We start from the raw sequence: 24,489 nt of genomic DNA on the forward strand, positions 1-24,489 counted from the left end.
GTTTACTTGCACCCCACGCATAAAGGAGTGTCGGTGCAGCAATCTGCCCAGTATTGGCGCCGACAGCGCACATAAGATAAGTGGTTTCTAGATAATGATTGGCAAACTGATTAAATCGGTCTTTGGTTCAAAAAATGACCGCGAGCTGAAGCGCATGCGACGGGTCGTGGAAAAAGTCAACGCTTTGGAAGAGGATTTCCAAAAGCTGGATGACGCAGCCCTTCGCGCTAAAACAGATGAATTCAAAAAGCGTATAGCGGATGGCGAGACACTGGACCAGCTGCTGCCTGAAGCATTTGCTGCAGTGCGCGAGGCGGGCCGTCGCACCCTGGGCATGCGCCATTTTGATGTCCAGTTGATCGGTGGTATGACGCTGCACGAAGGTCGCATTGCTGAAATGCGTACCGGTGAGGGTAAGACCCTGGTGGCAACTTTGCCAGCCTATCTGAATGCGCTGGAAAGCAAAGGTGTACATATTGTAACGGTGAACGATTACCTCGCTTCCCGTGATGCCAACTGGATGCGCCCCGTTTTTGAATTCCTCGGCCTGAGTGTGGGCGTCATTGTTTCCCAGCAGCACCCTGACGATAAAAAAGCTGCCTATGAGGCCGATATTACCTACGGCACCAATAATGAATTCGGCTTCGATTACCTGCGTGACAATATGGTGTTGCGCAAGGAGGATCGTACCCAGCGCCCACAGAATTTTGCCATCGTGGATGAAGTGGATTCCATCCTGATTGATGAAGCGCGCACACCACTGATTATCTCCGGTGCCGCTGAAGATTCCTCGCACCTCTATATGGCCATGAACAAGCTGATCCCTCAGCTGGAGCGTGCAGAAGAGGGTGGTGAAGGCCACTATACCGTGGACGAGAAATCGCGCCAGGTGGAAATGACCGAGCAGGGGCATTTGCTGATTGAGGAGCTGCTTTCCCGCAGTGGCCTGATGAAGGAAGATGAATCCCTTTATGCACCCGGTAACCTGGGTTTACTGCACCATGTTCACGCCGCTCTTCGTGCGCATGTACTGTTTAACAAGGATGTGGACTATATCGTACAGAATGGCCAGGTGGTGCTGATTGATGAGCATACCGGTCGTACCATGCCGGGACGTCGTTTGTCTGAAGGTCTGCATCAGGCTCTGGAAGCGAAAGAGAATGTACAGATCCAGAGCGAGAGCCAAACTCTGGCTTCCACGACCTTCCAGAACTTATTCCGCTTCTATCCAAAGCTCTCTGGTATGACAGGAACCGCGGATACCGAGGCCTTTGAATTTCAGCAGATTTACGGCCTGGATGTGGTGGTAATCCCCACTAACGTGGATATTCAGCGGGAAGATCTCAACGACCTGGTTTACCTGAGTCAAGAAGAGAAAATGGAAGCAATCATTGAGGATGTGAAGCACTGCCGTGAGAAGCAGGCGCCGATCCTTGTGGGTACTGCTTCAATTGAAACCTCTGAAGAAATGTCGCGCATGCTGCAAAAGGCGGGCATTCAGCATCAGGTTCTAAACGCCAAATACCACGAACGGGAAGCGCAGATTATTGCCCAGGCGGGGCGCCCAGGCGCGGTTACTATCGCCACTAATATGGCCGGTCGCGGTACCGATATTGTGCTGGGTGGTAATTGGGAGGCCGAAGCCGCTGAACTGGCTCAGGAGAAAGGGCGTGAGTTGGCCGAGGCTGAAATCGCCGCAGTAAAAGAGGACTGGCAGAAACGCCACGACCAGGTAATTGGGGCTGGTGGTCTGCATATTATCGGTACCGAGCGCCATGAATCCCGCCGTATCGACAACCAGCTACGTGGTCGCGCAGGGCGCCAGGGTGATCCTGGAATGACCCGCTTCTACCTGTCCCTCGAAGACAACCTGATGCGTATTTTTGCCTCTGATCGGGTGAAAAATTTTATGCAGATGTTGGGTATGGAGCGCGGTGAAGCCATCGAGCACCGCATGGTTTCCAATGCTATCGAGAAAGCGCAGCGTCGCGTTGAAGGTCGCAATTTCGATATCCGTAAGCAGCTGCTGGAATACGATGATGTGGCCAACGACCAGCGCCAGGTAATTTACAGCCAGCGCAATGAACTGCTGGAAGCAGACAAGATCAGCGATACTATTAGCGCTATTCGCGAAGATGTGGTCAACGAAGTGATTTCTGCTTCTGTGCCACCGCAGAGCGTGGAAGAGCAGTGGGATATCCCAGCGCTGGAGAAGCAGCTTTCTGGCGAATTGGGTATCGAGTTGCCGGTACAGCAATGGCTGGATGAAGATCGCACGCTACACGAAGAGAGCCTGCGTGAGAAGCTAGTTACCGCGGCCCAGGAAGCCTATGCAACCAAGGTGGCACGTATCAGCGAATCCTCTGGTGATGAAAACCTGATGCCTACGGTTGAGCGCCAGATTATGTTGCAGGTATTGGACCAGTTGTGGAAAGAGCATCTCTCCAGCATGGATCACCTGAGAGCAGGCATTGGCCTGCGTGCATACGCGAACAAGAACCCCAAGCAGGAGTTCAAGCGCGAGTCTTTCCACCTGTTCCAGAGCATGCTGGAGAATCTCAAGCATGAAGTGGTGCGTATCCTCGCCCATGTAGAGCCGATGACCCGCGAGCAGATGGAAGAAATGGAGCAGCGTCGCCTGGAAGAGCAGCGCAAGCAGCAGCTAGAGTTGCAGCACGCTGAGGCTTCCGCCCTGCCTGAGAGTGAACCGCAGCAGCAGGCAGCTCTTGTGCCTGAGCGCCGCGGGCCGAAAGTAGGCCGCAATGACCCTTGCCCCTGTGGCTCTGGTAAGAAGTACAAGCAATGCCACGGCAAGCTGGCTTCCTCTCCTCAGAGCTAGCAGTCTATAAGCGTTTTGATAGAGAGCTTTGAGTAGAGAAATACCCCGCCCTTAGCGGGGTATTTTTTACATACGGTAAAAAATATTCTGCGGATATGGGTATTAATTCCGCATTAAGCTCTGTTTTTTCTTGCCTATCCCCCGATAGGCTTTAATAATGCGCCCTTTCACCCACTCTTGACCTTGGAGCAGGTCTCCTCGGAGCCTCAAAAGCGCTACTGTTATGTCAGACTTATCTCTTCCCCCAGTAAGAGGCATTCGCCTCGCCAGCGTACCCGCCAGGATTAAAGACTGGCAGCGCGACGATCTGCTTCTGATGGAAATTGATGCGGGAGCGTCGGTTTCCGCCACTTTTACCCAGAATTCTTTTTGTGCAGCGCCTGTGATTGTAGCGAGGGAGCATCTCTCTCAAGGGGCAGTGCGCGCTTTGTTGGTAAATGCGGGTAATGCCAATGCAGCAACTGGAGCCAGGGGGCTCAGCGATACCAAGGCTTGCTGTGAGGCTGTTGCTGAGGCGCTGAGCATTCGTGCCGAGCAGGTACTGCCTTTTAGCACGGGTGTGATTGGCGAGCACCTGCCGCTGCAGCGGCTGCTGGATGCCATTCCCAGTGTTGCCGGTCAGCTATCGGAAAGCGGCTGGAATAGGGCCGCGAAGGCCATTATGACCACTGACACCCGTCCCAAGACGGTCGTTCGCACACTGGAAATAGGCGGAGAGAAAATCACTATCGTTGGTATTGCCAAAGGCTCCGGTATGGTCAAGCCGAATATGGCAACAATGTTGGCCTATGTCGCCACAGATGCACATATTGCCCAACCGTTATTAGACAAGATGGTTACAGATGCTGTGAATGCCTCCTTTAATCGGGTTAGTGTGGATGGAGACACCTCAACCAATGACGCCTGCGTACTTATAGCTACCGGAGCCAGTAGCAGCCGGATTGAGACCTGTGAAGATGATGGCTATCCAGAATTGATGGAAGCTATTACCCAGCTTCATATAGAACTGGCCAAAGCGGTTGTGAAAGACGGTGAGGGTGCAACCAAGTTCGTGACTGTGCAGGTTGAGGGGGCCCGGAGCGGTGCGGAGGCATTACGTGTTGCATTTGAGGTGGGAGAGTCCCCTCTGGTGAAAACGGCACTCTACGCCTCCGATCCCAACTGGGGGCGCCTGGTAATGGCGATCGGCAATGCTATTCCGGGGGACCTTGATACAGATAAAGTCAATATTTATTTGGATCGGGTACTGGTGGTAGAGGCGGGAGGTCGAGCAGGTAATTACAGGGAAGAGCAGGGCGAGCAGGTATTCTCTAAACCCGAATTTACCATCCTTATCGAACTTGGCCGCGGTGCTTGTAATGAGCATATATGGACCTGTGACTTCTCCCATGAGTATGTCACCATCAACGCCGAATACCGGACCTGAGGAAGTTGTAGTGACCCGTGTTATCCATGTTGCCGTGGGGGTTGTGCGTCGCCGTGATGGCAAAATCCTGATTGCCCGCCGTCCTGATCACGTGCATATGGGGGGGCGCTGGGAATTTCCCGGTGGCAAGGTCGAAAAAGGGGAAAGTGTTCAGCAGGCGCTTTCCCGTGAGCTACACGAAGAAGTGGCGATTGAGGTAATTGAGTTGACCCCCTTGGTGGAAATTCGCCACGAATACCCGGAAAAGACGGTCCTGCTCGATACCTGGCAGGTAACGGCATTTTCCGGCGAGGCCGCCGGCCAGGAAGGGCAGGAGACTGCCTGGGTGGCTGTCCAGGAGTTGGACCATTTCCAATTTCCAGATGCCAACCAGGCAATTATTGAGGCGATTAAAGCTGCTGAACCTTTGTAGTCTATAAATGTGTCATGTGTAACAGCGCACCGCCCAGCAGGCCCAGCCTGCAAGGCGTCATGTTCAGTTAGGGCGCTGCTTTGTTGGGTCCAGATCGTCACTGAGGACGTCATCGAAAACGGATTCCCCTGGAATTTTGTGGCCCTCACTGGCCCACTCCCCCAAATCAATCAACTTGCAGCGCTCGCTACAAAAAGGTTTGAACGGAAATTGACTACTCCACTCAATGGGCTTTTTGCAGGTGGGGCAGTTCAGGGACGGGGTTTCTTTACTCTTGGACATATATGATCTGGGTATTGTTAACTTGGTTGTAGATTGAAGTTTCGGCCTTTATTGGGCCAAGAGTTTCCTTGGGGCTAATTTTGAATGGAGGCCGCCTGCAGTAAGTATCTTTGATGCAGTATTTCAATCTGACTGCGTAACTCCGCCAAGCCAGCTGAGTTGTCCAGAACGTCATCAGCCTTTTCCAGTCGCTCCTGTCGGTTCAACTGAGCCGCCATAATTTTGCGAATCTGCTCCTTGTGATTCTTATCCCTGGCACTGGCCCTTTCTACCTGCAAGCTCTCCGGCAGGTCCACCACACAGATTCTGTCAACCAGCTGGTGCTGGCCCGATTCAATCAGCAGTGGCGACTCCAGTATCGCATAAGGACTTGAGCCCTGTTCCAGGGAAGAGAGGATCTCCTCGCGTATCAGGGGGTGCAGCAGGCTCTCAAGCCAGGCTCTATCCTCTGGGGCGTCAAAGATCAGGGTACGCAACTGCGCCCGGTTCAGCTCGCCATTATCCAGTAAAACACCTGCGCCGAAATGCTGGGCAATCTGCTCCAATGCAGGTTTGCCGGGCTGCACAACCACTCTAGCGGCCCAGTCTGCATCCACTACATGGATACCCAGCTCGCGAAAGCACTCGGCAGCGGCCGACTTGCCGCTACCAATTCCGCCGGTTAAGCCTACTCGAAACAATATTCGGTCTCCCTGAACTGAAAACTTGAGGCTAAAAAATAATAAACCCGGCCTTTGCCGGGCCGGGTTTATGTTAAATCACTTACTCTGTGAGAGCTAATTGGGCAGGTCTCGTCAGCTGCCAAGTCCAGAGAAGCTCATATACCAGCTTACTATCTGCTCACCCCACAACATGGCGATCCAACCAGCTCCGGCCAAATAGGGCCCAAAGGCAATTGGTAGTCTGTGGTCCCGCCCCACAGCCAGGCTCCAGGTGATACCGGCAATAGCGCCCACGGCGGCAGACAAAAGAATCACCAACGGCAGCATCTGCCAGCCAAACCAGGCCCCAATAGCGGCGAGGATCTTGAAGTCCCCAGCTCCCATCCCCTCTTTGCCAGTAACCAGCTTAAAGATATGGAATACCAGCCACAGCGACAGATAGCCAGCGATCGCCCCGATAACCGCATCCTGCAATGGAACAAAAGTGCCCCACAAATTGATCAGCAACCCACCCCAGAGCAGTGGCAGAGACAGGTTGTCTGGTAATAGCTGCTTGTCAAAATCGATACCAGTGAGGGCGATCAAGACCCAGGTAAACGCACATCCAGCCAATGCCTGCCAAGTAAAGCCCAGTTGCCACACCACAACTGCGGTGAGAATACCGGTGACCAGTTCCACCATGGGGTAACGCTTGGAAATGGCTGTACCACAGGAGCTGCACCTGCCACGCAAAAATAAGTAGCTGATTAACGGAATATTTTGCCAGGGTTTGATCTCAGTTTTGCACTTGGGGCAATGGGAGTGGGGCAATACCAGATTGAAAGGTTTACTCAACTCTTCCTGCGATGCGGAATCAGGTTTTGTGTCGAAGTAACTGTAAAAATCCCGCTTGTACTCCCGCTCCATCATAACTGGCAGGCGCAGGATTACCACATTGAGGAAGCTACCTATTAACAGGCCAAAAATAAAAGCGCTGCTCAATAGCAGCGCAGGATAGTTAGAGATAAGTTCTATCATGAATAACTAGATTACTTTTCCGAGCTGGAAGATTGGAAGATACATGGCAATAAGAAGGCCACCAACTAATACACCGAGAATAGACATAATCATAGGCTCAAGAAGCGTGGTTAAATTATCAACGGCATTATCAACAGCTTCTTCATAAAAGTCTGCAGCTTTACTAAGCATCTCATCCAGTGCTCCGGATTCCTCACCGATAGAGGTCATCTGCACCAGCATGACGGGATAAAGACCAGATTGGCGCATTGCGCTATTGAGGGGGATACCTGTGGCAACTGAATCGCGTATTCTTAGAGTTGCTTCTTCGTAAACACAATTACCAGTGGCACCTGCAACGGATTTAAGTGCATCAATTAAGGGAACACCTGAAGCAAAAGTCGTGGATAGGGTCCTGGCAAACCGAGCGGCAATAGAATTGTAGGTAATTGGCCCTAACACTGGTAATTTAAGCATCAACTTATCAAAAAATTGCGCTACACCTCTATTGCGCTTTTTAGCTTCGATAATCCCCCCCACTGAAAAAACTATGCTAAATAGAGCTATAAACCAGTAGGCTTGCATCCATTCAGAGATGTTAACTACAAATTGAGTAAATGCAGGCAAATCCGCACCAAAGCCCGCAAAGGTTTCAGCGAACTGAGGTACAACCTTTATTAAAAGGATTGATGTAACAATGATCGCGACCACAACTACCGCAAGAGGGTACGTCATTGCCTTTTTAATTTTCGCCTTGAGTGATTCCGTTTTTTCCTTATAAGTGGCAATACGGTCGAGCATGGTTTCAAGGGCACCTGATTGCTCTCCGGAGGCTACTAAATTGCAGAATAAGTTATCGAAATAAAGTGGGTGTTTACGTAGGGCATCGGCAAAAGCAGTACCAGAAGCTACATCATCACGAATTTTAAAAATCAGGTCTTTCAATCCTTGGTTATCGAGACCATCCGCGACGATTTCGAAACTCTGCACCAGGGGAACACCAGCCTTCATCATAGTGGCAAGTTGCCGAGTAAATAGGGCTATGTCTCCCGGTTTTACTTTTTTCTTGCCCCCACCAAATAGCGGTTTAGGTTTTTTTTGTACGCGACTGGCGATAATGCCCTGCTTGCGTAGCTGCGCTTTTACCAGTGCCGGACTGGTCCCGCTGACTTCTCCCTGAACCTTAGCCCCTTTGCTATCCACGCCTTTATAGATATACGCTACTGCTGCAGCATTGGCCATAGTATTTATTCCTGATTCTTTCTCTGGCGGAGCTTACGCCATATCTGATATCTATTTTGCTCTGGAGAGCCCTGAAGCTCAGGGATAAGGCGAGCAGTGTAGATACCTGCCTCATCTATCTACAGAATTCAATTTGTAGAGGCTTACTTCACATGTTTAATCCTTGGTCACTCGGTTGGCTTCTTCCAAACTGGTAATACCCATCACCACTTTGCGCAGTGCTGAGGTTCTTAGGTTGTTAAAGCCATCTTTGCGAGCCTGGTCGGCAATCTGAATCGAGTTGCCGCCCTCCATTATAATTCTGGAGATGCTATCAGTGATGCGAACCACTTCATACACGCCTACGCGCCCCTTGTAGCCCTTGGAGCAGTGTTCGCAGCCAACCGGCTGGTAGATTGTCCATTCGCTATTGGGGATGCTTACTGCAGAAAAGCCTTCTGCTTCCAGCACTTCATTTGGAAGAGTAGCGGCCTTTTTGCACTCGCTACATAAACGCCTTGCCAAGCGCTGGGCGATAATAACACTGACAGAAGTGGCGATATTAAAAGTAGGCACTCCCATGTTCATCAGGCGTGTGAGGGTTTCCGGGGCGGAGTTTGTGTGTAATGTTGAGAGTACTAAGTGCCCAGTCTGCGCCGCTTTAATGGCAATCTCCGCGGTCTCCAGGTCCCGAATCTCCCCCACCATCACGATATCAGGGTCTTGCCGCAGGAATGAACGCAGGGCCTCGGCAAAATTAAGGCCTACTTTGGAAGAGACGTTGACCTGATTAATCCCTTCCAGATTGATCTCCACCGGGTCTTCTGCGGTGGATATATTCCGTTCAGCAGTATTGAGTATGTTGAGACCGGTATAGAGGGAAACTGTTTTGCCTGAGCCTGTTGGCCCGGTAACCAGGATCATACCCTGGGGTTGGGCCAGGGCATCCATATAGATCTTTTTTTGCTCGTCCTCATAACCGAGCGCATCGATTCCCAGTTTTGCTGAAGAGGGGTCGAGAATTCGCAGAACAATCTTTTCCCCCCAAAGTGTCGGCAGGCTGTTTACCCGGAAGTCGATAGCCTTGGTTTTGGACAGCTTCATTTTAATCCGGCCGTCTTGAGGTACTCTCCGTTCTGAGATGTCCATTTTCGACATCACCTTTAAACGGGCAGATAGCCTTGTGGCCAGCTGAATGGGTGGCTTGGAAACTTCATGCAGTACACCGTCGGTGCGGAAGCGAACCCGGTAGGATTTTTCATAAGGCTCGAAGTGGATGTCGGAGGCTCCGGTGCGAATGGCGTCAAGTAGAACTTTATTGACAAAGCGAACAACCGGGGCTTCATCTCCTCCCGGCTCGCTCTCATCGTCGGATTCAGATTCGCTCCCCCCCACATTGAGCGAGTCCAGATCCTCATCATCGATACCATCTAGGCCGGCACTAATGTCTCCGCCGTCGGAGAGGTAGCTTTCAATCGCCTTTCCAAGCTTGTCGGCTTCTACCAAAACAGCGTCTGTGCTGAGGCCGGTGTTGAAGTTAATCTCGTCTAACCCTGCCAGGTTGGTTGGGTCTGCTACCGCAACAAAGAGGCGATTTCCACGCTTATATAGAGGGAGGGCGAAATGCTTGCTGATCAACTTCTCGTCAACCACTCCCTTGGGAATCATTTCGAAGTTATAACAACCGAGGTCAAATAACGGTGTGCCAAAGGCCAGGGAGGCAATATTGGCAAGTTCGCGACTTTTTACCAGCTTGGCTTCAACGGCATGCTGGGCAAAAGACTGACCTGCCCGGCGGGCTGCCTTTGAGGCGGAGGCGGCAGTGGTTTCATCGAGGATTTGGTCTGCTACCAGGCGTTTTGCCAGGCCACTAAGGGGGGAGCTAGTCATGGAGGAAACCGCTGTTATTTTGCCGCACTCTCAAGCTGAGTTAAGTCGAGGGTGCTGCTGTCTAATTTTTGTTCCAATGATGATTGTGACAAAGGAGCTAAGAGTGAGACAAATATAGCGAATAAAGTTTATTGAGCCAATCTAAGCATTTGTGCGGACCTTGCAACATACGATGGATGTCGAAAAGTGACGTTTTTTGTCAGCTATTGAGTTGGGCTGTCAATAATTTTGTAACTTGTAAGTGAGATTCCGTATCAGTGATTGCCATCTCACTTGTGAAAACAAGCGAGTGTCTCGTCTTGCCAAACTTGGCACAAACCTTGTATCTTGTTTGGCGACTTCCTCACGGGATTCACTTTTAAAAAGTCTGTATGGAGACGGTTACAATGAAAAAGCAACAGGGTTTTACTCTTATTGAATTGATGATCGTAGTAGCGATTATCGGTATTTTGGCTGCAGTAGCGATTCCAGCATATCGTGAGTATGTTGCTACCTCTCACGGTGGTGCGGCGATGAAAGGTGTGGGCGGATTTGTCACCAAGGCTCAGGCTTGTATCCAGACTGGTATTGGATGTAAAACTTTGGGAGATGAGATCACGGCCAATAAAGCCACTTTGACTGCGTCAGCAACTGTAGCTGAAGCTACACCTGTTGATTTGACCTGGGATGATGGCACTTGTACTGTAACTGCTGCTGTTACTGCAGATGGTGCTGTTACTTATACCGCCAATACAAAAGATGCAGCAGCTGCTACTCAAAACCAGTGTGAAGAAGGTGCTGGTGTTGCGCTAACAACTCCGTAATTTCCTAGTTGTTGCTTATAATTTAGCAAGCGGCTATTAGTAACGAGTTAAAAAAATCCCCGGCTTCCGGGGATTTTTTTTAGTTGATGATCGTCTCCGATGGAGAAGCTAAGCTGATGTTTGAACTACTTGTGATGTCGTCAGAGGCGCTTGCTAAGGCATTGTCGAGTCTTTTGCTTCCCGCAGTTATTTTTTTTCTCTTTTCATTGCTTGTTAAGGGTAGAGATACTTTTGAGGCTATAAAAGGTTGTTTTTCTGAGAATATACAGAATCTTTTTTGGTTGACGTTAAACACAGTACTCGTGACGCCGTTATTGGTTTTACTCTATCGCTGGGTGAGTTTGTCAGGTGTGACACTGGATTATATGGAGATGCTTTGGTCGAGTATGCCAAGTTTTATCGTGGTTTTTTGTGCTGTTTTTTGTGGAGACTTTATAGGTTATTGGCGTCATAGGCTGGAGCATACGAGATTTTTGTGGCCGGGCCACTTGATCCATCATTCCGACAGGAAAATGTCATGGCTTACACTTGAGCGTTTTCATCCAGTAAATCGTCTAACCACTTTTTTGATTGATGGTTCATTATTATTATTTCTTGGCTTTCCCCCTTATGCGGTCATTGCAAATAGCCTGATCCGTCATTATTACGGTTTTTTTATTCATGCGGACTTACCTTGGACTTATGGCTGGTGGGGGAAGATTTTTGTCTCCCCTGTAATGCATCGCTGGCACCATGCGGAAGAAAAAGCCGCACATCACACTAATTTTGCCACCGTTTTCTCTGTTTTTGACCAATGGTTTGGCACATATAGAGTGCCGGGCTTATGTAATAAACGACTAGGGGTTTCTAATAGAGTGGGTGCTAGCTTGATAGGCCAGTTATGCTACCCATTTAAAGTTGAAGCTTATCGGAAAAGAGTGGACCAGTATGGAGATCAGCAGATAAATTGAGGATGGGTAAGTTGATCAACTACCTGCATCTTTGGCTGGGTCTCCTATAGTTCTTGGCATTGTATTAGTGAAAGCTTCTGATGGATTGTATCTCTTGCCAGCTTATACAAGAAATTTCCCGTGCTACTAAGTGAGTTACCCCGCTTTCTCGTAACCTATTTTCTTGGTTGATTTGAATAGTTCCCCTCACCTCCAGAACACTTCCTCGCTTAAGTTCTGACTTATAGCGCTCCTGTTTTTTTTCCCAAAGAACGATATTTGTCGTCCCGCTTTCATCCTCCAAAGTAAGAAACATTACCCCGGAAGCACTTTCTGGCCTCTGACGGCAAGTAACCAGGCCGATTACTATTACTTGTTGTCCATCATTGCAGTAAGCGATTTGTCTTGCTGAGATATGGTTTTGAAATTGTTTATGTCTACGCAACAGTGCGATTGGGTGTTCATTTAAGCTTAGGCTGGTGCTTGTATAGTCGCTGTAAGTGCTGTCTTTAGCGGTGGTAATGGGTAAGAAAGTACTTTTTTCAGTGTGGTTGTCTTTATCGAAAGATGACCAGGTATCTTGATAGCGCCCCCTCTTAAAACTTTGAAAAGCATTGGCGCTCGCCAGTAAAGCGATTTGCTCTTTTGATAGATTCTTGCACTGGTAAAGCTGAGTGGGAGATTCAAGCTGTTGACGATTGCGGAGTTCGATAAGTGTTTCAGCGCTAGTAGCATTGAGTCCTTTTACCAGACGCATACCGAGCCGTAGTGAGGGTGGGGAGAATTTTGATTCCTCGCAAACCGTTGTTTGATTCGTTTTTTCGGGCTGTGTGCCTTTGGTTTTATTTTGTGTGGGTTTTGTTTGCTTTTGTGGCTCCAGGCAGTGATCCCAGTAGCTATAAAGTACATCAATAGGCAGCACCTTTACTCCATGCCTTTGCGCATCGTAAACCAGCTGTGCCGGTGCATAAAACCCCATAGGCTGGCTGTTAAGCAGGCCGCAATAGAATGCCGCTGGGTGATGAAACTTAATCCAGGCAGAAAAATAAGCCAAGAGGGCAAAGCTGGCGGAGTGTGATTCGGGGAAGCCATAAGATCCGAAGCCTTTCATCTGGTTAAACAGCTGTTTGGCAAAATCAGCCCTATAACCACTTTTCAGCATACCTTTAACCAGCTTGTCTTTAAATTTATACAGGTCTCCATTTTTTCCCCAGCTGGCCATAGCGCGGCGCAATTCATCGGCTTCACCTCCGCTAAAGCCAGCAGCAACCATCGAAAGCTGGATAACCTGCTCTTGGAAGATAGGTACGCCGAGGGTGCGCTCCAGTACTGGGCGCAGGTTTTTATGGGGGTAGCTGACTCCTTCCAGACCCTGCTTACGTTTCAGGTAGGGATGTACCATACCACCCTGGATTGGTCCTGGGCGGACTATGGCAATCTCTATGGTGAGTTCATAGAAGCTACGTGGTTGTAGCCGAGGCAGCATACTCATTTGTGCGCGGGATTCGATCTGAAAAACCCCCACGGTATCTGCGCGGCACATCATTTCATATACCTTTGGATCTTCTGTCGGGATATCCTGCAAGCACATTTTAGGACCATAAAGTGCCATATAATTTAAGGACTTACGTAGCGCGGTCAGCATGCCCAGCGCGAGTACATCTACCTTCATCAACTTTAAGTCTTCAATATCCTCTTTATCCCATTGCACCAAAGTGCGCCCTTCCATTGCGGCATTTTCAGTAGGAACCAAGTGGTGTAGCGGCTGCTCGGTTATTACGAAGCCGCCCACATGCTGGGATAGATGCCGGGGAAACCCATATATCTGCTGTAGTAGTTGGGGAAGTTTTTTACCAGTAATACTTTGCGGGTCTATGCCGACTTTTTGCATTTGTTTAGGGAAGTCGTCCAGGGAGTCCCACCAGGCTCGTTCGACAATAAGTTGTTCAATCGTAGCTGAACCTATGCCGAGTGCCTTGCCAATATCTCTCAGGGCGCTTTTAAAACGGTAGGTAATCTTACTGGCAGCCAGACCAGCTCTATCCCTGCCGTATTTCTGGTAAATATATTGGATGACTTCCTCGCGTCTTTCGTGCTCGAAGTCCACATCGATATCCGGTGGTTCATTTCGCTCGCGAGAGATAAAGCGTTCAAATAAAAGACCGATTTTATGTGGGTCAATTTCAGTGATAAACAGGCAATAGCAAACAACTGAATTGGCGGCAGATCCTCGCCCTTGATAGAGGATATTTTTATCTCTTGCGAACTGGACAATATCGTAGATGGTGAGGAAGTAGTGCTCATACCCCAATTCGGCGATCATTGATAGCTCTTTTTCGATTAGTATATCAATACGTTCTTCAGGCCCTTTAGGCCAGCGAATTTTACGGCCTAGCTTTACCAGTTCCCGTAAATAGCTTGCTGGAGATTTCTCGCAGGGGATAACTTCAGATGGGTATCGGTAGCGCAGCTCACTGAGACAAAAGGTACACTGCTCAACGATAGCTAAAGTATTAGCGATAGCCCCCTTAGGGTAGAGAGTTTCAATATCATCAAGGCTTCGTAAATAGCGTTCAGCGTTCTGCTGTAATTGGTAACCGAGTTGCTCCAGAGTGCAATTGTGGAAATTGGCATTAAGCACATCCTGTAAGGGTTTCCTTCGGCGACAGTGCATTAATACAGAATTAGTAGCCACCAGGGGAAGCTTCTCTCGATTAGAGAGCTGGATAAGACTCCGAGTCTTTTGGTTACTGTCTGCACTCAGGTTGTTGTTCAGTGCGATATACAACCTATCGTGAAAGTGCTGTTTAATCGCTTTGGGTATGCTGATTTCTTCAGTTCCTGTCAGCCAGATTGCAATGAGCTTGCTGCTGATTTTTATTAGATCCTCCTGGAAGGTTTTATATTTGCCTTTTTCTGCTCTTAATCGAGAGGTGGAGATAATTTGGCAGAGCTCACTGTAAGCACTTTTGTTGGGGGCGAGTAGTACAATCTTTTCGCCACTTTGCAGGTGAAAATAACTTCCACAGATTAGCTTAAAGGGGAAAGGCTCCTTCTTATTGTTATGCTCACTTTCTTGGGAGTGCCTGATGTTGCCTAGCTCCTTGTAGGCGCGAACTACTCCAGAGAGGGAGCATTCATCGGTTATCGCCAGTGCCGAATAGCCCAGGGAGTGAGCCGTCTTAATGAGCTCCCAAGGGTGTGATGCCCCTTGTAAAAAAGAAAAGTTACTCTGGCAAAAGAGTTCTGCGTACCTCATGCTGATGCTCTTGTCTGTTCTAAAATTCAGCCAAAATTTATATTTGCCCTACATAAAAAATAAGCTTTCCCCGAGTACCTTAATAAGTGCCATCTACCTTTTCTTAAGAAAAGATACCGTGTAAAAACCACTCTTCGGTCGTCAGGTCCTGAAAAATCCAATAGAGGCTGCCATCTCCCTCTCTCGCGATATAGTAATCCCGTCCATGACGACCGTGTTGCCACCAGTAGCCATCAATACGTTCCGGACCTTGCAGCAGTTGTAACTCTCCTTGATAAAACAGCTTTTGATTACGGCTCAGTAACTTGTTGGGACGGGAGAGTAACCAGGTGGGGCGTTGAGCTTTTATTGGATAAAGCTGATGAGCTTTTTTCTTCGGATTATTTCTCAATAATAAGCTGTCGGCACTCTGCCAGGCCTGTTCGGGAAGATAACTTTCTTTCAGGGCAATACCAGAGAGGGCCTGATGTCCGAGACGGGCTTTGAGTTTGTCCAGAAGCTGCTGGCTATGTTTGCCCTGGTTGGCTTCATCAAAAAGATCCTCACTTATCTCGCTTTCTACCAAAGGATGTAATTGTTGACTACTTAAACGCAGTGTTTGTACTGGATGTTCCAGGGATGTTCTCTCGAACTGCAATCTGGTTAATGCAATTAAACGTTGGGGATCGAGCTGTGGGTGGGAAATTTCTAAAAGTACCTCTTTGCTCTTACCCTGGCCATAATCCAGCAACCAGTGTAGTTTCTGGGTGTAAAGTTGGCGGCGTTGTAACTGCTGGCAAAGTTCTCTGAGCAAGCGGCCAGCGGGGAAAAGCAGTTGTTCACTGTTATCCAGTGGGCTGGGGAAAAACAATTCGCTATCAAATCTGGCTGGAGGGTGATAGCTGGGTATCGGGTCCTGGCGGCTACCATTCAGGCGGGCCAAATAATCCACAAAGGAGCGACCAAAACGGGAGCCGACTTCGGATAGGGGAATGGCCAGTAATTGGCTTACCCGCTTAATGCCACAGGCATAGAGCTTGGTAATGGTTTTATTGTCGCAGTCGAGTAGTTTGCTTGGGGAAAAACTGATCCATTGCTTCCACTGCTGTGGGCTGGGAACGGTATGAGTTTGTGCTAACCACAGGCGATGTTCTTTCAGCTGGCTGAGCATGCGGGCCGCACTGGGGCTGTGCCCCAGTCCCATAACACAGCCAATCCCCATCTGGTTTAGCTCATTCTGTAGCTGATCCAGCAGGATTCTGAGCCCACCGTTTGCTTTCAAACACCCGCTTAGCTCCAGGTTCAAGCAAGCCGGGTGGCTGTCACCATCCCCGATAGTACTTGCAGCCCGGGTGGAGATGACAGGAGTAAAGCTGTAGCCCCATTGTGCCAGTTGCTCAAGCTGTTGTTGTTCCCGCTGTAAGTCCCGGTCTAGTAGCTGGAGGTCGGTGCTCAATGCACAGGCGGTGGCGATACTGAGGCCGGGCTCAATACCGAGCTCGCAAGCTGGTTTACTGCACTCGACAACGAGCTGTTTTTCTATCACCGCGAGATTTGCTGTCTGGATGTCTTGATCCAGGGCGCGGGTGAGAACCTCCAAGGGAAGTTTGGGGAATTGAATACAGAGCCAAAGCATGGGGCTGAATCTCGCAGTGGCAGTCAGTGTATTGGCTGGTCACGGCGGACCAAATTGGCTGTCCGTGCCAGATACGTGCGCTGGCCGCTGGTGCCACCTCGTTGCTTCAGTAGCTTTATGGCCAGTTGTTCCCCATCACTGCCCAGTTGCAAGCGCAGGCTGGCGGGAGAGGGGCTGCTGGACTCGGAAACAGGGCGAAAGTGAAAGTGCAGGCACTCTCCGCTGCGGGCTGCCAGTTGCAGCCGGCGCAGCTGCTTGTCCCCAAGGGTTTCTCTTCCCTGCCAGCACAGCAGGGCACCACAACTACCAGACTGCAGGGATTGCTCTATTGCCCAGAGAGTGTCCTTTTGGCCACGTGGGTGCAAAAGCAGTAAATTTTCCAGATGGATGCCACTGTTGGCCAATGATGGGGCGTAGGGGGTAAAGGGGGGATTGACCAGAATCACTATCTGCCCAGTTTGTGTAAGCTGAGCCAGGGTAGGTAGCAACAAGGTCATTTCGCCAATGCCGGTATGGTCGAGTAGTAGTTCTGTGGTGGCACCACGAGGCCAGCCGTGGCCGCTGAGTAAGGCATCCAGGCTTCTAAAGCCACTTGGGATGCCATTGCGCTGGCGTCGCTGCTCGTTAGCCGCTTGCCATATATCTGCCCTGGCCAGTAACTGTTCGAGCTTCTGGTGTTTTGACTGGGATTCTAACTGATTGTTTTGAATGAGATTTTCTGCGTTGCTCACGACTCCACTACTCCATCCTGGCCCACTGTCAGGCAGTGGGCTGTATGTTCATACAGTTATACTGTTGATTTATACAGTAATTGGTTGGTGGCAACAAGAGTGTAAAGGGTGGATTGGCACTTTTTTGCACAGCGCAAACCGGCTATGATTCCGCCTCTTTTAGCTAGCACCAATCTATTGTCTTCAGGGGGATGGAGTGAGTATCAAATCCGATAAGTGGATTCGCCGTATGGCTGAGCAGTCCGGCATGATTGAGCCTTTCGAGCCGGGTCAGGTGCGCCATGGTAATGACGGTGAGCGACTCATATCCTATGGCACCTCCAGTTACGGTTATGATGTGCGCTGTGCCCGTGAATTCAAGATCTTCACCAATGTGCACTCTGCTACCGTGGACCCCAAAACCTTCGACGAGAACAGCTTTGTCGATGTAGAGGGTGAGTACTGTATTATCCCGCCAAACTCTTTTGCCCTGGCCCGCACTGTGGAGTACTTTCGTATTCCCCGTTCTGTGCTGACCATTTGCCTGGGTAAGTCCACTTATGCTCGCTGTGGCATTATCGTCAATGTCACTCCACTGGAACCTGAGTGGGAGGGGCATGTGACCCTGGAGTTCTCCAATACCACCAATCTGCCGGCGAAAATCTATGCCAATGAAGGTGTGGCACAGATGCTGTTTTTTGAATCCGATGAGGTCTGTGATGTGTCCTATGCAGATCGTGGTGGCAAGTACCAGGGACAGCGCGGCGTGACTTTGCCGCGTACCTGATCGCAATAGCGATTCAGCTAGGCAAACTACCTTTCTATGACCGAAGTACCGATCAGCCAGCTGCCCGAGCATGTCGATGTATTGATTATTGGCGCCGGGGCAGCCGGCTTGATGTGTGCGGCAACCGCTGGTCAGCGGGGCCGCAGTGTGCTGGTGCTGGATCATGCCAATAAAGTCGGCAAGAAAATCCTTATGTCCGGCGGTGGCCGATGTAATTTCACCAATCTCTATACCAGTTCGGATAACTTCTACAGTCGCAACCCCCACTTTTGTAAGTCTGCACTGGCGCGCTATAGCCAGTGGGATTTTATTGCATTAGTGGAAAAATATGGGGTGCCTTACCACGAAAAAACCCTTGGCCAGCTTTTTTGCGATAACAAGTCCAAGGATATTGTTGACCTGATGCTGGCTGAGTGTCGTGCAGCCAGAGCCCAGATTCGCACCCGCTGTTCAGTTTCCGCGATAAAAGCAAAGGCAAGTGGTTACCGCGTAAAAACCAGTCTGGGTACAGTCACTTGTGAATCCCTGGTGGTGGCCACTGGCGGTTTGTCCATTCCTACTATGGGAGCCACTGGATTTGGTTATGAGATTGCGAGCCAATTTGGTTTGGATATCGTAGCCACCCGTCCGGCACTGGTGCCCTTTACCCAGCACAAGCGCCAACTGGAATGGCAAAACCTCCTGCCGGGAAGCTCCCTCGAGGTAACGGCATCCTGTGGAGAGGGCAGTTTTAACGAGCAAATGCTTTTTACCCATCGGGGCTTGAGTGGCCCGGCGGTTTTACAGGTTTCCAGTCACTGGAAGGAGGGAATGGAGGTGGTTTTTAACCTGGCTCCTAGCTTCGATCTACCAGACTGGTTACAACAGCGGCGCCAGCAGAATCCGGAAAGCCACCTGCACAGTGTGCTGGCGGATATCTGGAGTAAAAAGCTGGTACAGTTTTTCCTGCAGAGGAAAAAACTTACCAGCGGCCCCCTGAAGCAGTTTGGGGAAAGCGAGCTACGTGAAATCGGCAGCGGATTGCAGACCTGGAAGCTGGTGCCGGCAGACACTGAAGGTTATCGCACGGCTGAAGTTACTCTGGGTGGCGTAGATACTGAGCAGGTCTCCTCGCGTACCATGGAGTGTAAAAATCAGGCGGGACTCTATTTCGTGGGGGAAGTACTCGATGTTACTGGTTGGCTAGGTGGTTTTAACTTCCAGTGGGCCTGGGCCTCTGGACATGCCGCAGGAGAAGTTGCCTGATGGGGAATGTAATTCCTTTCAAGAAAAAAACCGCCTGGCAAAAGCACAAGGGAAAAACCCTATGCCGTGAAGGTTTTCATAAATGGAAGGTGATTACTGAGCGAAAGTTTGACGTTAAACAGGGAAAACTGGTCACTGAATACCGCTGTGAGCGTTGCGGTAAAGTCAAAACACAACTGCTCTAAAAAAGGTTGTGTCCCGCAGAAATGCAGTGCCCTGTATGTAGGGCAGTACTCCTCTCAAGCTGATTGCACAGGTGGAACTTATCGAAAGGGCACGGGTGTGGTCTTAAACCACACCCGCTTGTAGATCAGCATTGACTGGCTGTCTAATCCCTTCCTGGAAATTAATAACGGTAGTAGCGACCACGGTAGCGATAGTAATCTCTACGTTTGCGATCCCTGTCGTAGAGATAACCAGCTCCAGCACCGATAACCGCACCAGCTGCGGTACCTCCGGGGCGTCCGCCACTGATCAGGGCACCGGTAACGGCCCCAATGCCAACTCCGGTGCCTATTCGGCGGTCGGTATCACTCATGTTGGCACAGCCCTGGCCTCCAAGACTCGCAGTGAGCACTGCGGCCAGGCTGAGATATTTGATGGCTTTAATGCGCATAGGCACCTCTGTCACTGATTGCTTGAGGTATAGGAACGGCGAATTAGGCCGAGCAATTTCGGAGCCAGTGTAGGGTGGGCTGAAAGCAGCAACAAATTTCTAGGGCGGAGACCCGCCATAGCACAGAATTGGAGTTTTAGCAGGTTTTGCGATGTTTGAAAAACAACACTTAGTGGAGATAGCACGAACACCCATGCCATTTGGCAAGTATGCCGGGCGGCCGCTAATTGATCTTCCTGAAGAGTATTTGCTGTGGTTTTCCAAGGAGGGGTTTCCTGTGGGCAGGCTGGGGCAGTTGATGGCTTTGACTCTGGAAATCAAGATTGAAGGGTTGCAGGGCCTTATTACCCCGCTGAAGTGAAGGCGATGTTAGTGAGCGCCTTGAGCCAATGCGCTTGTCTTTGATCCCCTCTGTTGTATGACTAATATAGTTATGCCTAGGTGCGCTTCGCGGAGCGAAGCTTAACAACAAGCGGTCCGTAATGGAGACTGGACTTACCCGGAAATAGGCCCACAGCGGGTGACCACTGGTCTGAATGATTTCAGCGAGGTAGCAGCGGGAGTAGAGCCAGTCAGTTGAAAGAGGGAGCGGTCGAAATGATTTCGGCCGCTAATTAATTCCAGGGGTTAAAACCGGATCATAAGTTCCTACTCCAGATCGCCAAAATACAGCTCCTCAATTTTCCCCGAAGCTTTTAAGTTCTTTTTACAATTTCATTAGTTGCATGGAAAATAGTGATGCAGGCTGAGGTTCGGTGCAAAGAAACTGGGGCCCGGCTGCTGCTGTATCGGACCAAAACGGCAGGTCAGGGGCTTTATACAGCCCCCGATGTTTGAAATCCTGGATTAAAGCGGGATGCGAATTACAACCCCACCCATAGTCTCACCGAGTTCGAAGTTGTCACGCGGGCTATCCACATGATCGTTGTGACAGCTGACACAGGCCGGGGAAACGCCAACATCGGCATAAACAGCAGTAAAGTACTCGGTATCGCCGAGATTTTCACGGCCGTAAAAATTTTTGCCGGGGTTGTCGATTACAAATTGCAGTCCTTCCTTTTCCATTTCGGTGCGTGGCTTATTTTGCTTGTTCACTGGCCAAAGCGATAACAGTGCGTAGTTAAAGCCGGATTCCTTTTCCGCAACGCGTTCTGCGCCCATCCGCATCATCTGTGCGGGCAGTGGTAACAATTTTTTATCCTGCCAGTGCTCATCTGCATCCAGAATTTTTTCTTCATTCTGCAAACGGTTAACTACCTTGTTAGTGTAGTTCGCTCGATCGGCCTCAATAACGGCAAAGATGGCATCCGCCATTCGCTCAGGCGCTACTCCCTGGTTTTTTTCACAGCCAGTGAGCAGTGCCAGTCCGGCGATAAAACAAGCGGTAATACGCATAGTGTTCCCCTCCTATTGGGATTTGGTTTGCTTATTTTTGCTGTTGGAAATTTTCGCAATACGGTCACGAATCAAGTCAAATGTTTCATGTTTATCCGCAGGTTTATGTTTAAAATTTTGTGAGATCAGCTTTTTGTCTGCCATTGCTGCCAGGGAAAATTCCGCCCCATGGCAGCTCAGGCAAACGGGTAACATTTTTTCGTTGGGGCGGAGATTATGGTTCTGGTTGTGGTTTACCACGATTTGTTCGCCATGAGTTTCTCGTGGAAGGTGGCAGCTGGCACAGCTGACACCGTCCTCGGGACTGGCTTTCCAGATATTAAAGTGCGGGGATTCCTTATAGGCCAAGCTATGCTCATCACTGTGGCAGCTCAAACATGCCTCTACCGCAGCAAATTGCACATCCACTTCGTGGGCGCCGTGGCAACTGACACAATTCAGTTCTCCAGAAGCATCGGTCTGCATGGGAACCCGGGCCAAGTGGGGGGACATTGCCCCGACCCGTTCGGTAAAATTCTCCGGAAGTTTGGAGGAGAGGCGCATGCCATGTTTGCCCTGGGTGAAGGACTCCTTCTGTTCGCTATGACAGTCGGCGCACTGCTCGAGAATTTCTACACTGCTAAATTGCATTTTTCCATCAGCGTGGCAACTGGTGCAATTAACATCTGCCTGCGCATGGGCACTTAGCGCCCAGGCGGATGTGATTTCCGCAGTGTTACTTTTCGTTTTCAGGTCCGCTTGCTCCAACGATAGGGGTTTTTTGTCTGGATTTCCCTGTAGCCAGGAGTGCATCGCCGTGCGTGCGGGTAACTTTGCATCCTCGAGGAGATCGGGCTGCCCTACGTGGGCGAGTAGGAAATCCTCATACAGGGTGCCATTGTCATGGTAGTTGTGGCAGCCGGCACTGGCACAGGTTTCAAATCCCATATCCTGGTGACTACTGCGCTCCTCGGCGATATCACTGTGGCAGTGATAACAAAAATCCCCAGCCAGGGTTACGCCCATTTCCCGGGTGATTTCCTGTTTGTGCTCTGTATGACAGCTGACACACAGGCGCGCATCAAGTGTCTCCAATAATTGCGCATTTCTTGGGTCGAGAAATTTCTTACGTGGGTGGGAGTCGTCGGCGAGTTCCAACTCTTGTGCATGGCAGTTCAGGCAGGACTGCTGTATAGCCTCCTCTCCTGCGAAGCCATCGGCGTGACACGAAGTGCAGGCCAGCTCTATTTGGTGATGTCCATGTGTGGGTTCCCCGGTAATAAACAGGGACTTATCAGCAATACTCAGGTTATATGCTGCCAGGGAACCAACTGCTAATGTCAGTAACAGACCGTAATGCCAGAATTTAAATTGATAAGATTTCATTTAGAAGTAATAAACAGCAAGAATATGGTAAGCGAGGAGTACCGGCAGCGCCCAAAGCAGGGCGTAGTGAACGCGAGACCACCATTTACGGTGTTCGCGAAGCCTGAGATCTGTCCAGTGGTGGTTGCGTGCCATAAAGACACCGACAAGTGAACCGGTTGCGGTTACGCCGAGAAATACCAGCATCAGGGCCAGATTGAGGTTTTGTCCCAGGCGAAACCCTGTATGCACTGACAGTGTGGCGAGGGCAATTACCCCGATCAGGCTATGCGCATAACGCCAGTGATCCATGTGCCCTGCGCTAAGTTTTTTCCAGCGCTTGCGTACACTGAGAGCGGCAGTAAACAGGCACAGCACTAAAATACTGTAGCCGGTAACCTGTTTCCAAAAATTGTCATACCACAATTTTTCCCAGAATAGTCCCGATTGTACTGACTCGGATACTGGTGGGACTGGCATCAAGATCGCGAGGACAATTAGTAGTAGTGACACAGTTGAGGTAATCAATATACCTTTCGCATGACGCATCACCAGGTTGGGAACAGGGGCATCCAGCAGTTCAGCCATTAGTGGGCGACAACTGCCGCATACCGAGCCGGCAGTAGTGGCCTGTTGTAGTTCATTCAAAGTGCGCTTGCCGTCCGAGATAGCTTTACAAAGTTCGCCCTTGCTAACGGAATTACATTGGCATACGAGATAGCTATCTGGGAAACTCTTGATGTTATTGGCTGGCTGTTTAGCAAATAAACGGCCTTCGCTTTCAAAGTGCTTCAGCGCGCGCTGGCTGACTTTTTCTTCCTGGGCGACCGCCTGGCGCAGGTTGACGGCCTCATCCCAGCTGCCGATATATACCGCACCGAGGATAATTCCATCGCGGATGAACAGGCGGCGATAAATTCCCTTGAAGCGGTTCCGGTAGACATGGCTCCACATATTTTCTTGTTGTTCGAGATTGTTGGAGGCAACATCACCGATAATTGCGCAGGGAATATGGGCAATTTTGAGTTGGATATCCGTATAGCTTCCCGAGTAAGGGCGCTCTAGTATTTCACCGCCGTGATTGCGACGGATATGTGAGCAGCAACTCTCGGCCTGTTCATATCCCGGGCGGACCAATTGGTAAACCTTGCGATCGTATTCGGCACACTCGCCAATGGCATAGATATCCGGATCGGAGGTCTGCATCCACTCATTGACGATAATTCCCCGATCGGTTTCGAGTCCATTTTGCTGGGCGAGAGTTACCTCGGGCTGAATGCCTGTACAGAGAACTATGGCATCCACTCTGAGGGTTTCACCGTTTCCAAAAAAGAGCGTGGACTTCTCTCCAGTCTGCTCAATTGATTCCAGTACATCACCGACTCTCAGCTGAACACCGAGTGCTGACAGGGAGGACTGCAGGAACTCTTCACCTTCTTCGCCAAGCAGTCCGCTGAGTAATTTGCCGCGCGATTGCAGGGTGACGGTATTTTTGGGGGTCTTTAATGCGGTTGCTGCCTCAAGGCCGAGCGCGCCGGCGCCGATAACACAAATATCGGCATGGCGCTCACGCAAATCAATAAGGTCATTGGTGTTGCGCAGACTGCGAAAGGGGTAAACGCTTGGCAGGTCCGCCCCGGGAATTTTGGGGATTGTCGGGTTGGAGCCTGTAGCTAGGATCAGCTTGGTATAGGGTTGTATGTTACCTTCGGCATCGGTCACCGTTCTTTTTGCACGGTCTATAGCAACAACTTTGCGATCAATATATTCGGCGAGCCTATGGTCACTTTTACCAAGTATTGGGTTGTCGAGCTCCTCGCGGTCTACGTGACGGGAGAGGTACTGCGATAGCTTTACCCGGTTATAGGGTGATTCTATTTCTGCTCCGTAGATAACAATTTGAGCTTCATCACAGAATTCCAGAAGTTTTTGTGCGCATCGGACACCGACAGGTCCTGTTCCAACAACCACGTAAATTGGATAGCTGCTGTCATTAGTGTGGGTGCTATCTGGTGAATATTGTCGAGCAGCTGAACTTTCTAGTTCAGTCATGTTTCC

General features: G+C 50.1%; 21 protein-coding genes. 9 read left to right on the forward strand and 12 right to left on the reverse strand.

Features of this window, described 5'->3' with window-relative positions; genetic code table 11:
• The first annotated feature begins 94 nt into the window (after positions 1-94).
• The 3 genes from secA to mutT all read left to right on the forward strand — a co-directional run bounded on the left by secA (position 95) and on the right by mutT (position 4,677).
• Positions 95-2,839: a preprotein translocase subunit SecA gene (gene secA / locus GL2_RS11870; RefSeq protein WP_143730850.1), complete on the forward strand. Its 2,745-nt coding sequence runs from the start codon at positions 95-97 to the stop codon at positions 2,837-2,839.
• A gap of 223 nt (positions 2,840-3,062) precedes the next feature.
• Positions 3,063-4,265 carry a bifunctional glutamate N-acetyltransferase/amino-acid acetyltransferase ArgJ gene (gene argJ / locus GL2_RS11875; RefSeq protein WP_143730851.1) on the forward strand — a complete coding sequence of 401 codons (1,203 nt, stop codon included), beginning with the start codon at positions 3,063-3,065 and terminating at the stop codon, positions 4,263-4,265.
• A 10-nt stretch (positions 4,266-4,275) separates the two neighbouring features.
• Complete coding sequence (gene mutT / locus GL2_RS11880; RefSeq protein WP_143730852.1) at positions 4,276-4,677, forward strand: 8-oxo-dGTP diphosphatase MutT; 402 nt, start codon at positions 4,276-4,278, stop codon at positions 4,675-4,677.
• A 63-nt stretch (positions 4,678-4,740) separates the two neighbouring features.
• On the opposite strand, the gene yacG is transcribed toward mutT, so the two are convergent.
• The 5 genes from yacG to pilB all read right to left on the reverse strand — a co-directional run bounded on the left by yacG (position 4,741) and on the right by pilB (position 9,728).
• Positions 4,741-4,959 carry a DNA gyrase inhibitor YacG gene (gene yacG / locus GL2_RS11885; protein ID WP_143730853.1) on the reverse strand — a complete coding sequence of 73 codons (219 nt, stop codon included), beginning with the start codon at positions 4,957-4,959 and terminating at the stop codon, positions 4,741-4,743.
• Positions 4,960-5,033: 74 nt separating this feature from the next.
• A complete protein-coding gene (gene coaE, locus GL2_RS11890) occupies positions 5,034-5,639 on the reverse strand; it encodes a dephospho-CoA kinase (RefSeq protein ID WP_143730854.1) in 606 nt (201 codons plus the stop codon).
• Positions 5,640-5,753: 114 nt separating this feature from the next.
• Positions 5,754-6,638, reverse strand: coding sequence for an A24 family peptidase (locus GL2_RS11895; RefSeq protein WP_143730855.1), 885 nt, complete (start codon positions 6,636-6,638; stop codon positions 5,754-5,756).
• A gap of 6 nt (positions 6,639-6,644) precedes the next feature.
• Positions 6,645-7,859 carry a type II secretion system F family protein gene (locus tag GL2_RS11900; protein WP_143730856.1) on the reverse strand — a complete coding sequence of 405 codons (1,215 nt, stop codon included), beginning with the start codon at positions 7,857-7,859 and terminating at the stop codon, positions 6,645-6,647.
• 156 nt (positions 7,860-8,015) lie between these two features.
• Positions 8,016-9,728, reverse strand: a complete 1,713-nt coding sequence (pilB, locus tag GL2_RS11905) for a type IV-A pilus assembly ATPase PilB (protein WP_143730857.1) — start codon at positions 9,726-9,728, stop codon at positions 8,016-8,018.
• 386 nt (positions 9,729-10,114) lie between these two features.
• Here pilB and GL2_RS22215 point away from each other — a divergent pair, with 386 nt between their 5' ends.
• Together GL2_RS22215 and GL2_RS11915 are read left to right on the forward strand one after the other, a co-directional pair.
• A complete protein-coding gene (locus GL2_RS22215) occupies positions 10,115-10,531 on the forward strand; it encodes a prepilin-type N-terminal cleavage/methylation domain-containing protein (RefSeq protein ID WP_172621132.1) in 417 nt (138 codons plus the stop codon).
• A gap of 86 nt (positions 10,532-10,617) precedes the next feature.
• Positions 10,618-11,481 carry a sterol desaturase family protein gene (locus GL2_RS11915; RefSeq protein WP_197736446.1) on the forward strand — a complete coding sequence of 288 codons (864 nt, stop codon included), beginning with the start codon at positions 10,618-10,620 and terminating at the stop codon, positions 11,479-11,481.
• Between the two features lie 64 nt (positions 11,482-11,545).
• On the opposite strand, the gene GL2_RS11920 is transcribed toward GL2_RS11915, so the two are convergent.
• The 3 genes from GL2_RS11920 to imuA all read right to left on the reverse strand — a co-directional run bounded on the left by GL2_RS11920 (position 11,546) and on the right by imuA (position 17,065).
• Positions 11,546-14,719, reverse strand: a complete 3,174-nt coding sequence (locus GL2_RS11920; RefSeq protein WP_143730859.1) for an error-prone DNA polymerase — start codon at positions 14,717-14,719, stop codon at positions 11,546-11,548.
• Between the two features lie 103 nt (positions 14,720-14,822).
• Complete coding sequence (locus GL2_RS11925) at positions 14,823-16,334, reverse strand: DNA polymerase Y family protein (RefSeq protein WP_143730860.1); 1,512 nt, start codon at positions 16,332-16,334, stop codon at positions 14,823-14,825.
• A 23-nt stretch (positions 16,335-16,357) separates the two neighbouring features.
• Entirely contained in the window at positions 16,358-17,065 is a 708-nt protein-coding gene (gene imuA / locus GL2_RS11930) for a translesion DNA synthesis-associated protein ImuA (protein ID WP_143730861.1), read from the reverse strand.
• A gap of 196 nt (positions 17,066-17,261) precedes the next feature.
• Between imuA and dcd the strand changes: the two genes are divergently transcribed.
• Genes dcd through GL2_RS11945 form a run of 3 tightly spaced genes read left to right on the forward strand, consistent with a single transcriptional unit; the run spans position 17,262 to position 19,261 of the window.
• The gene (dcd, locus tag GL2_RS11935) at positions 17,262-17,831 is read left to right on the forward strand and encodes a dCTP deaminase (protein ID WP_143730862.1); all 570 of its coding nucleotides are present in this window, start codon (positions 17,262-17,264) and stop codon (positions 17,829-17,831) included.
• A gap of 36 nt (positions 17,832-17,867) precedes the next feature.
• Positions 17,868-19,076 carry an NAD(P)/FAD-dependent oxidoreductase gene (locus GL2_RS11940; RefSeq protein ID WP_143730863.1) on the forward strand — a complete coding sequence of 403 codons (1,209 nt, stop codon included), beginning with the start codon at positions 17,868-17,870 and terminating at the stop codon, positions 19,074-19,076.
• On the forward strand, positions 19,076-19,261 hold the full coding sequence (locus GL2_RS11945; RefSeq protein ID WP_143730864.1) for a hypothetical protein: 186 nt from the start codon (positions 19,076-19,078) through the stop codon (positions 19,259-19,261). Before GL2_RS11940 ends, GL2_RS11945 begins: the two co-directional genes overlap by 1 nt.
• A gap of 161 nt (positions 19,262-19,422) precedes the next feature.
• Here the strand turns inward: GL2_RS11945 and GL2_RS11950 are convergent, their stop codons facing one another.
• Positions 19,423-19,692, reverse strand: a complete 270-nt coding sequence (locus tag GL2_RS11950; protein ID WP_143730865.1) for a hypothetical protein — start codon at positions 19,690-19,692, stop codon at positions 19,423-19,425.
• A 151-nt stretch (positions 19,693-19,843) separates the two neighbouring features.
• On the opposite strand from GL2_RS11950, the gene GL2_RS11955 reads away from it, so the two are divergent.
• Positions 19,844-20,053 carry a DUF3820 family protein gene (locus GL2_RS11955; RefSeq protein WP_143730866.1) on the forward strand — a complete coding sequence of 70 codons (210 nt, stop codon included), beginning with the start codon at positions 19,844-19,846 and terminating at the stop codon, positions 20,051-20,053.
• 485 nt (positions 20,054-20,538) lie between these two features.
• Here GL2_RS11955 and GL2_RS11960 read toward each other — a convergent pair whose 3' ends face one another.
• The 3 genes from GL2_RS11960 to GL2_RS11970 are packed head-to-tail and all read right to left on the reverse strand — an operon-like array spanning position 20,539 to position 24,483.
• Positions 20,539-21,087 (reverse strand): DUF3365 domain-containing protein, encoded by a 549-nt coding sequence (locus GL2_RS11960; protein WP_143730867.1) that lies wholly within the window; start codon positions 21,085-21,087, stop codon positions 20,539-20,541.
• A gap of 12 nt (positions 21,088-21,099) precedes the next feature.
• On the reverse strand, positions 21,100-22,452 hold the full coding sequence (locus tag GL2_RS11965) for a cytochrome c3 family protein (RefSeq protein ID WP_143730868.1): 1,353 nt from the start codon (positions 22,450-22,452) through the stop codon (positions 21,100-21,102).
• Complete coding sequence (locus GL2_RS11970; RefSeq protein WP_172621133.1) at positions 22,453-24,483, reverse strand: FAD-dependent oxidoreductase; 2,031 nt, start codon at positions 24,481-24,483, stop codon at positions 22,453-22,455.
• Positions 24,484-24,489: the final 6 nt, after the last annotated feature.

Source organism: Microbulbifer sp. GL-2 (assembly GCF_007183175.1).
GTDB lineage: Bacteria > Pseudomonadota > Gammaproteobacteria > Pseudomonadales > Cellvibrionaceae > Microbulbifer.